Origin of the sequence: Chryseobacterium caseinilyticum (assembly GCF_014837145.1) — a bacterium.
GTDB lineage: Bacteria > Bacteroidota > Bacteroidia > Flavobacteriales > Weeksellaceae > Chryseobacterium > Chryseobacterium caseinilyticum.
This window is the reverse complement of record NZ_JACYFS010000011.1, coordinates 42,879-52,415: the sequence shown is the minus strand read 5'-3', so window position 1 is coordinate 52,415 and position 9,537 is coordinate 42,879. Positions and strand designations below refer to the sequence as shown.

General features: G+C 42.2%; 10 protein-coding genes and 2 pseudogenes. 10 read left to right on the top strand and 2 right to left on the bottom strand.

The window, feature by feature from the left end; all coding sequences use genetic code 11:
* The 4 genes and pseudogenes from IC610_RS19330 to IC610_RS20240 all read left to right on the top strand — a co-directional run.
* A pseudogene (locus IC610_RS19330) lies at nt 1–472 on the top strand (SusC/RagA family TonB-linked outer membrane protein); the annotation flags it as partial.
* Nucleotides 473–664: 192 nt separating this feature from the next.
* On the top strand, nt 665–2,041 hold the full coding sequence (locus tag IC610_RS19325) for a RagB/SusD family nutrient uptake outer membrane protein (RefSeq protein ID WP_191738423.1): 1,377 nt from the start codon (nt 665–667) through the stop codon (nt 2,039–2,041).
* A 1-nt stretch (nt 2,042) separates the two neighbouring features.
* The gene (locus IC610_RS19320; RefSeq protein WP_191738421.1) at nt 2,043–4,541 is read left to right on the top strand and encodes an alpha/beta hydrolase family protein; all 2,499 of its coding nucleotides are present in this window, start codon (nt 2,043–2,045) and stop codon (nt 4,539–4,541) included.
* 196 nt (nt 4,542–4,737) lie between these two features.
* Nucleotides 4,738–4,839, top strand: a pseudogene (locus IC610_RS20240) (XRE family transcriptional regulator); the annotation flags it as partial.
* 161 nt (nt 4,840–5,000) lie between these two features.
* On the opposite strand, the gene IC610_RS19315 reads toward IC610_RS20240, so the two are convergent.
* Nucleotides 5,001–5,174, bottom strand: a complete 174-nt coding sequence (locus tag IC610_RS19315) for a hypothetical protein (RefSeq protein WP_191738419.1) — start codon at nt 5,172–5,174, stop codon at nt 5,001–5,003.
* A 158-nt stretch (nt 5,175–5,332) separates the two neighbouring features.
* Between IC610_RS19315 and IC610_RS19310 the strand changes: the two genes are divergently transcribed.
* The 6 genes from IC610_RS19310 (at nt 5,333) to IC610_RS19285 (ending at nt 9,058) form a co-directional block, all read left to right on the top strand.
* The gene (locus tag IC610_RS19310) at nt 5,333–6,058 is read left to right on the top strand and encodes a helix-turn-helix domain-containing protein (RefSeq protein WP_191738417.1); all 726 of its coding nucleotides are present in this window, start codon (nt 5,333–5,335) and stop codon (nt 6,056–6,058) included.
* Between the two features lie 81 nt (nt 6,059–6,139).
* Nucleotides 6,140–6,991 carry an RteC domain-containing protein gene (locus IC610_RS19305; protein ID WP_191738415.1) on the top strand — a complete coding sequence of 284 codons (852 nt, stop codon included), beginning with the start codon at nt 6,140–6,142 and terminating at the stop codon, nt 6,989–6,991.
* A gap of 442 nt (nt 6,992–7,433) precedes the next feature.
* A complete protein-coding gene (locus IC610_RS19300; protein ID WP_191738413.1) occupies nt 7,434–8,192 on the top strand; it encodes a hypothetical protein in 759 nt (252 codons plus the stop codon).
* Entirely contained in the window at nt 8,192–8,587 is a 396-nt protein-coding gene (locus tag IC610_RS19295) for a DUF5675 family protein (protein ID WP_191738411.1), read from the top strand. The genes IC610_RS19300 and IC610_RS19295 overlap by 1 nt, the downstream gene beginning before the upstream one ends.
* 68 nt (nt 8,588–8,655) lie before the next feature.
* On the top strand, nt 8,656–8,895 hold the full coding sequence (locus tag IC610_RS19290) for a hypothetical protein (protein ID WP_191738409.1): 240 nt from the start codon (nt 8,656–8,658) through the stop codon (nt 8,893–8,895).
* Nucleotides 8,882–9,058, top strand: a complete 177-nt coding sequence (locus IC610_RS19285) for a hypothetical protein (protein ID WP_191738407.1) — start codon at nt 8,882–8,884, stop codon at nt 9,056–9,058. Before IC610_RS19290 ends, IC610_RS19285 begins: the two co-directional genes overlap by 14 nt.
* A 147-nt stretch (nt 9,059–9,205) precedes the next feature.
* Here the strand turns inward: IC610_RS19285 and IC610_RS19280 are convergent, their stop codons facing one another.
* Entirely contained in the window at nt 9,206–9,379 is a 174-nt protein-coding gene (locus tag IC610_RS19280) for a hypothetical protein (protein WP_191738405.1), read from the bottom strand.
* Nucleotides 9,380–9,537: the final 158 nt, after the last annotated feature.

The following is a 9,537-nucleotide window of genomic DNA, read 5'->3' as shown; positions in this document are numbered from 1 at the left end:
CAGAAACCTCGGTCAGAAATTCTACGGAGGATTCACCAGTGACCTGAGATACAGAAACTGGAATCTGTCCGTGCTCCTTCAGTTTGTAAAACAGGAAAGCAGAAACTACAACAGCACCATGCCTTCACCCGGTTCCATGAACAACCTTCCTGTGCAGGCTTTGAATGTATGGTCACCTCAGAATCCTGAGGGACTGTATATGTCTTACCATACTGCAACAACCGCATCACACCAGCTGTTTCAGATAAGTGATGCAACGGTTTCCGACGCCTCATTCATCAGGCTGAAAAATGTGCAGCTCGCATACAGCATTCCTACTCAGGGTAAAATATTCAGGGAAGTGAAACTTTTCTTTCAGGGACAGAACCTTCACACCTGGACAAAGTATTTCGGGATAGATCCGGAGCTGGGTTCAAGTGGTTTTTTGCCACCCCTTAGAACGTATTCCTTCGGAGCTACGCTGACGCTTTGAGATAAGTAATTCTTTATGAATGATGGAAGTGGGAGGAGGGGAGTTGGAAAAATGAGGATGAGGAATGAAGAGGAAAGAGAAGGATGGAGGATGGAGAAGGGAAGTAATGAGGGCGGGTGGATACTAACAGGTACATATGTCTGTCAGGTTATAGCTTTTCAACAATTTAGTAATCAACAAAAAATCAGAAAAATGAAAAAATTAATTCATATAATAAAATATACAGGTTTGCTGGGAATGATGGCAGCAAATCTTTCATGTGAGAAAATGATCGAAACAGATCTTCCGCAAAACCAGATCGCAACACAGGATGTGTTCAGTGATGTACAGACTGCCAATGCGGCACTGTCAGCACTCTACGCCGGATTATGGGACAGCTCCCCGATATCCGCAGACCAGTCGGGCAGACTTTTGGGAACGTACACCGACGATCTGATTTACCATACGGCGGTAACCAACAATGGCTTCCCGGATATTTTTAACAATACGCTTCTGGATTCCAATGCTCCGGTCACCACGTTCTGGACAGCCGCCTATCAGAAAATTTATGTGGCCAACAGCATTATCGAAGGGGTAGAAGAATCAACGGGATTATCTGCAGCTGATAAAGCAAGGATAACCGCTGAGGCACTGACGATAAGATCACTGCTGTTCCTGTACCTTCAGCAGATCTACGGAGATATTCCCTATCCCGTAACCACCAATTACATCATCAATCAGAATATTGACAAAACACCTGTTGCAGAAGTACTGAACAGAATAGAGATGGATCTTCTCGATGCCATTCCTGCACTGAATGATCAGTACAGAAATGCAGAAAGGATATTCATCAACAGAAAAACAGCAGAGCTGATTCTGTCAAAAGTATACATGCAGCAAAAACAGTGGTCAAAGGCGGAGGCTTCACTGAAAACCATTCTTCAGAGTCCGCTGTACCAGTTTCAGAACGACATCACCAAGGTCTTTCAGAAATCCGGAACCCACATCCTCTGGCAGCTGAAACCCAAAAACTCAGGTGATGCCACAAAGGAAGCTTCCCTCTACTATTTCGTCAATGCCGCCCCGACAGGTTTTTCACTTACAAATTCTTTGGTCGCTTCCTTTCCCGCAGGTGACCTGAGAAAACAGTCCTGGATGGGAACGGTTACGGTGGGAGCTAATACATGGTACCGCGCCGAAAAGTACAGACTCCGCTCAGCCAACACCACGGAATATTCCATCGTTTTCAGGCTTGAGGAAGTTTACCTTTTACTGGCAGAGTCACTGGCTCAGCAGAACAAAATGACGGAAGCCGTACCTTATGTCAACAGAACAAGACAGCGGGCTACACTCCCTGCACTTACAGCATCTGTAACGCAGGCTGTACTGCTCACGGAAATACTGAATGAGAACCGTCGTGAGTTCTTCACCGAAATGGGACACCGCTTTTTCAGCCTTAAAAGAAATGACCAGCTCAGCCAGCTTACAGCAGTTAAACCCAACTGGCAAGAATACCACCGTCTGTGGCCTGTACCGCAGAAGGAACTGCTTTTGAACGGAAAACTCAAACCTCAAAATCCGGGCTATTAAAATGAAAACATTTTTTAAAACACTTGCACTGCTGTTTTTTTCAAATCTGTTTTCTGCCCAGCAGACCAAAGACGACAGTCTCAGACTTTGGGCTTCAAAATTTTCGGATGTCAAATCACTGATGGTGACAGAAGACGGAAAACATGCCGCAGTGAATCTCTATTATCCTGATAACGGTGATACAACCTTTGTTTTTTCTGAAGACAGAAGAAATCCGGTAGATACGGTTCTTAACATAAACACAAAAAAGGCATTCATAGGAAACCGCCACTTCTTCGGTTGCGGTGAAGGCAGGGCAGTTTTTTTGGATATGGCAACACGTCATAAGATATTTTATAAAGAAGTAAAGGCAGGAAATGCCATTCAAAATCAGAAACAGTATTACATTCTTGGTAAAAATAAAGAACTGACCATTTATAATCTGTCAGGACGGCCTCTGCATATGGAAAGTAAGGTGGAATCTGTAACGGGAGATGAAAAAAGACTGTTTTTTGTGCGGAGGGTATCAGAGGGAAATAATAGATCTGAACTTTTGGAATGGAACGGCAGGAGCATAATTTCCCGCTCCAATACCGGAAACACCATTGATAAAATCGAAATTACAAAATCAGGGAAGTTTCTTTCTGTCAGGGAGAAAACTTCTGCCGGAGCCATGACCTGTACTGTTTTGAATATCAAAGACGGAAAACTTTTCACTCCCCGTATTTTCCAGCCTTTGAGAACTGACGGATTAAAATTAACGGAAATTGGTAATGGCGAGTCCTTTTTAATTGTTTCAGAATCAGAGGCCGGATTCTCAGAACCGGAAATGGTGGAAGTCTGGTACGCCAACGATACAGATCTGCGGTTTAAAAACACGGGAAAAATAAAATACAGATACTGGCACTGGTTTCCGGGCAAAGGTATAGAAACAGAATTGCCTACGGATCTTTTCCAGGTCTATGCGCCGCTTAGAAACAGCCGGTATTTCTTGGCATTCAGCATCGGTGAAACAAATGATTACATCAATTCTGCTCCCTTCTATAATATCTGTCTTTATGATTCGCTTGAGAAAACAGCAAAGCTGATATTCCCCGGATCCTCAGAAGTTACTGCTTCGGAAGACGGAAATGCAGCAGTATCGTACAGCTGGAAAGACAGGGTATGGAAAGTATATAATCTGAACACGATGTCAACAGCAGAGATCAAAGATAACGGCTACAAAAATCCGGCATTTACTTCCGACGGTAAACAGCTGATTTTTTCAGGGAAAACAGATTTGTATTCATACGATCTGAAACTGGACGTGATGACCAGATTAGGTATATCTGCGTCGGAAGAGGTGACGGTTCTGAACAAAAAAATCCAGCCCGGCTTTGCTCATTTCAAAACCAAATTCAACAATATAACGGCAGACCTCTCCAAACCGCTGCTGTTGCAGCTCTACAAGCCGGAGACAGGTGAAACATCAGTCGTAAAATTCAGCAAAGGTCAGACCTCTGTACTTCTTCCCCGTACAGCAAATAAAATAAGGGAAGTGCTTGTCCCGGCAGGTCAGAATCAAAGTAAGCTGTATACTGTTCAGGAAAATCATAACACGCCGCCTGGTATTTATCTGTCTGAGAAGAAAAACGGAATCCGCAGACTTCTGTACCAGACCAACGGCAGCGATAAAAAAACAGCACAGCTAAAACTCGAAACACTGTCATACAGAAATAAAGCAGGGACACCGCTGAAAGCGGTTCTTTCGTATCCCGTAAACTTTGATGCTTCAAAAAAATATCCGGTCATCGTCAGAATTTACCAAAGGCAGTCAAATGCTGCATCTGTGTATATCACGGGAGAGGTAAGGCAGGACGGCTTCAACAAAAGACTGCTGCTGCAGAAAGGATATTTCATCTACCAGCCAGATGTTGTTTTTGATGATAGGGGTACGGGGATTTCATCACTGGATTGTGTTCACTCCGCGATTGACGCACTGAAGGAATTTCCGTTTATCAATCAGGATAAGATTGGTCTCACAGGTCATTCGATGGGAGGCTATGAAACCAATTTTATCGCCACACAATCCCGCCGGTTTGCAGCCTATCTGTCGGGAGCATCTGTAGGTGATATTATGCAGTCTTATTTTTCATACAACAGATTGTTCAGGATAGCTTATTATGCCCGCTTTGAGGATGGTCAGTTTGAAATGAACAGACCTTATGTAGGGCATGAAGAATTGTATTTCAGAAACAATCCGATCAACTATGTACAGAATGTGACTTCGCCTGTTTTACTGTGGTCAGGAAGAAAGGATGGAAATGTACTTCCGGAGCAGACTGAAGCCTTTTACATGGGCCTTCTGCGGAACCGAAAGAAAGTAATCGCTCTTTTCTATAGAGATCAGGAACACACGCTGGGATACAACACGCCCGAAGCCTTTGATCTGAACAGAAGAACAGTGGAGTGGTGGGACTACTTCCTGAAAGATAAAAAAAATGTGGACTGGATTGACAGGGAAATGAAAGAAGGACGCTGAATAGCGTCCTTCTTTCACTGATCATAGATGATCCTGCACAATGTTTCCAACACATAATTTAAAATAAGTAAACATACGGTTATGCCACCGTTTTACCTTTGCACCCGCATCGTTAAGCTGGTCGCCGGGCATTGTCCTGCTTCGGAAGACTGTAATCTGCACTGCCGGAGTGAGATTTAATTAAAGATCAAGGCTAAAGTTTTTATGGTTCCACGAAGAAAAAATTGCACTATACGAAAGAATGCTGAATGAGCAGAATGACATGATGGCAAAACTGGAGAAGCCGATAAAAAATTAACTATATTTTTACTCCTTGTTTAGAGTATAGATAAAGGCAGGATAAAGCGTAGATAATGCGACTGAATAGCCTATTTTAATTATGTTAAGTTTTCAATTTCACCTGAAAAAAATGGCGGAAAAAACTGGGACCTGATGCAGTTAAAATTAAAGTACCATATCCTATTTGATATCCACAATAAAGCATAAAGAGCAGATCAAGTGATGATCTGCTCTTGTATTAAGATAAAATGTGTCTTCAAAATTAAATTCTACAGGCAATTTTCGGTTTATGGTCTGCTCAATGAGCATCAATCTTTTCCCGAGAGGCATCTTCGGATCTGTCAGTGTCTTCATTTTGTACCGTTCCGGAGCACGTCACTGTATCATATTAAATCATACCCGCTGTGCAAAGTCCTCTCGACTTCGAACCCGCTGTCACAACCCTTTGGTTTGTTATGACTTAAACTAAAGTCCGCTCGCAGGAGCTGCGCTCAGTGTACGGAAAACTAATCATGCATGCTGAAGAAAAAGATGATATTCAGAAAGAAAGATATTACACCAAGCAGCTTATTAAGGTAGACTCTTTTCTGAAACAGGATTTTACCTACCTCTCTTCAAAAATTCACAAAGGCTACGACAGAAAAAATGACCTGCAGGAAAAAAAACAGTGGCAGATCATGAAGTTAACGGGACTGGGTTTCGTAATTATATTAGGGGTGGCAGCTTCTGTGTTGATGGTACTGCTTGTTTTACATCGGAAGAAAAAGAAAGAGATCCTTCAGAAATATATGCTGCTTCAGGAAAAATGGGAAAGTCAGCAGACACTTGCAGTCGTAAAACCGGCATGCGGCAGAAGGTCATCACTTCCTGAGGAAGTTGTGAAAGATCTTCTGGTAAAACTTTCTGATTTTGAAGATAACGGAGGTTTCAGAACAAAAGGGCTGACGCTGGATATGCTCGCCAAAAATTTCGGAACAAACTCAAACTACCTCTCTGTTTTTATTAATGATACAAAAGGCTTGTATTTCAAACCCTATCTGATGCAGCTGAGAATAAACTACATCATTAAAAAACTCAATGAAGATAAAAAATACCTTACACTGAAAATATCGGGACTGGCAGAAGATGCGGGGTTTCTGCACAGACAGAACTTTTCAGATGCTTTTCTTGAAATGACAGGGATGCGGCCCATAGATTACGTGAAACAGAAAAAACTCGAAGCCGGTTCAAAAATGTAAAGAAGCATCCGTATAAAAGGAATATTGTGATATTTCACATTTACAGGAGGATTTTGTAAATTTCTGTAAAATTTACAGGACATGGTAAAAAAAAATGTATTGGCAGAGATTCAAGATCTGTCACAGAAACTTACGCACGATTTAGAAACTGTTGAAATCAACAGGGAAAGCTGGATAGCATGTTGCGAATCGGCATTAATGAAAATCGATGAAGCTGTCAGGATGACAAAATCAATGATCTCTTCTTATGAGTTTGAATCTACTGCTGATGAGGTGTACTTCTTCAAAGAGCTGAAACCCTCTCTGATCTCAAAATTTATTTATTACTCTAAAATCCTCAGTATTGAATCTCTGAAGCCGGCGACAGGAACAGAAATTCTGGTGAAATATTACGAATCGGAGCAGAAAAAACTCAATGTTTTTTATAAAGACAATGCAGAGTTCTACAGCTATTATCGCCGGGGTGCTGCATATCTCGACTATAAATATTTTGTGCGGGATTCTTTCGATATGAAAATGAGATTATCTGCAGCATTTTACAACCTGGATGCTTCATTCACAACCTCTCACGATCATTTGGTGTCACATATTATCGCCAATACAAAATTAGATTTGTACTTAAAGGAGCAGATGCACATGATCAAAAATGATCTGCCTGAAATAAAAGATTACAGATCGGTATTATCATGGTCTTCATCAAAGGTTTCACTTATTGAACTGATATACAGTTTGCATCTGATGAAATGTTTCAATGGGGGAAGTAGGGAACTCAGTGAGGTGATCAGAACTTTCGAAAAAATGCTGGGTATTGATCTTTCCAATTTCCACAAAATTCTGGGCGAAATAAAACTGCGCAAAATAAACCGTACAAAATTCCTCCGGTCCCTCCACGAAAACGTCGAACAACACTTCACCGACCTGGACGGCAAATAATCCCCCCATTCCCCAAACACTCACACCCCGCACCCCGACCCTCACTCTCAAACTCTCCAACTCTCCAACCCACACACGTCGAATCCCTCCCCCCGCATCCCGCACCTCCCTCAAACCCTCAAACCCTCCAACCCTCAAACTTTCACACCCCGAATCTCGAATCTCGAATCTCGAACCCCGCCTCCGTATCACGCATCACGTACCTCACTCAAACCCTCAAACCCTCCAACCCCCACAACCCGCATCCCGCCCCCAACTCCCCACATACTCCCACTGAATGCCCTGAAAAAAATATGTTAAATCAATCCGGCAAAAAATCTTTCGGTACTACCGAATGACTACCGAAAAACATCGCTGTGAATGTCCAATCTTTGTCTCATCAGTCAACAGTTGCAACAGAAAAGATTGACTAATTAAAAATGTTTAACTAAAATTTAGAACAATGGCACATCAGAAAGGGATCTTTAAGATCACAGGTACCATCGGGGATGTTACCTTTTACAAGTCAAAAGACGGATATCTTGTTCGTGAAAAAGGAGGGATAGACGCAAAGAGAATAGCCACGGATCCGGCCTTCCAGAGAACCCGTGAAAACGGAATGGAATTCGGCCGCGCAGGGAAGGCAGGGAAAATACTCAGGGCAGCTTTAAGACCGCTGCTTACTAATGTGAAATCTTCAGGGATGGCGAGCAGGATGACGCAGATCATGATGAAGGTCATTCAGGCGGATACGGTAAGCCAGAGAGGTTTAAGAAACGTGATTGACGGTGAAGCCGAACTCCTGACGGGTTTTGATTTTAATCAGACAGGTGCGTTGGCAACAACCATTCATGCACCGTATACTTCATCCATTGACCGTGCGACAGGGGAGATGACAGTCTCTATCGATCCCTTCGTTCCGGTGGACATGATTACGGCACCTCAGGGGACTACACATTTCAAAATTACCTCGGGAGGTGCAGAGGTGGATTTTGAGCAGGAAACATTTGCAAATGCTCAGGAATCTACAGCAGTTCTTCCATATTCGGTCGCAGCAACCACTTTGATTGCGCATACATTATCACTGCCTGCAAATTCCACAAAACCACTGTTTTTAGCTCTGGGAATTGAGTTTTATCAGGATATCAATGGAAGCATGTATGCACTGAAGAATGGTTCCTACAATCCCCTCGCAATTATTAAAGTAGATGGTGGAGTATAATGGAATTGATACTGTTTCGGAAATATCATCCTGAGGGTACCAACGGACAGTTGTTTGTTGACGGTGATCACCTCTGTTTTACCATTGAGCTTCCCTGGAGGAATAACAGACGCAGAGTTTCATGTATTCCGGAAGGAACATACAGATTGGTGAAGAGATTCAGCAAAAGGTTCAGCTGGCATTTAATGTTGGAAAATGTCAGAGGCAGATCTTTGATTCTGATTCACCCTGCCAATAATGCTGTGGAAGAACTTTCGGGTTGCATTGCACCCGTTACTGCGATTGCAGGTCATGGGAAGGGATACTCTTCAAAAAAAGCTTTTGCCGCACTGAAGTTTCTTGTTTTCCCAATATTGAATGACAGTAAGGAAGTTACTTTAAAAGTTACTTCGTAAAATTAAATTAATAATCCTATCAGAGCCGTTTCAATACGCAGGCGGCTCTGATTTTTAAAAATACTATTATGAATATACTTGAAAGATGTTCAGCACCAGTGCCTGAACTGTTTAGAAAATTAAGAAACACAGGCTTGATTTTAGTGGGGGCGGGCTCCGCAGTTTTGGCTTCACAGCTGGAAGTCGCCCATAAGCTGGTCAATATCGCAGGTTACATCACCCTTGCCGGTGGGATGATTGCTGCGGTCAGCCAGTTAACGGTCAGAGAACCGGTGCCTGATGAAAATGAGAATCATGAACAGCATTGAAGTAAAAATGGGTTTTCTGGGAGGTTGCATGACCGGCTTTATTTTTTCTCCTCCATTTGAAAACATTCTCTGGTCAGCCTGTACAGCTTCAGCAGCAGCAGTGGCAAGTTATGTTACAACACTTATATTAAAGTATCTCTGGGCACGGTACAGAAAAAAGTAGACTTTACTACAAAGATTTATGAGTAAATAAAATACCCAATGTTTCAGGCTTCAATCAACTCACTTCAAATACCCTGGGCTTAAGCTGTAAATCAACAATGCCACACGATTCGTCGTGTGGCATTTATTTGAGTCAAACTTTGTTTTTCTACTGTTTCTGAAAAAATCCAGTTGATTTATACGGCTGTAGCTTCAGTTCTTTTTCAGGAACTTTGTTAAGGTAATCTCTGTAGATTTTCATATTACGGTCAATGTCTGCATTTTTTTCAACGTCATGAAAATGAAAATCATCCGTCTTCTCTAAAGAAACAAAAGCATTCATTCACCGCTATTCGAAGTTTCCCGACTTCGAACCCTTAGTGCAACACCGAATCTCCGAAGTTTTGTCCGCCATTGATAATGAGTACTTTTTCATAATAATAGGACTGTTTAAATCTTATGATGCAACCTTCTGATGAAAATGGTATTATTAAAATAACA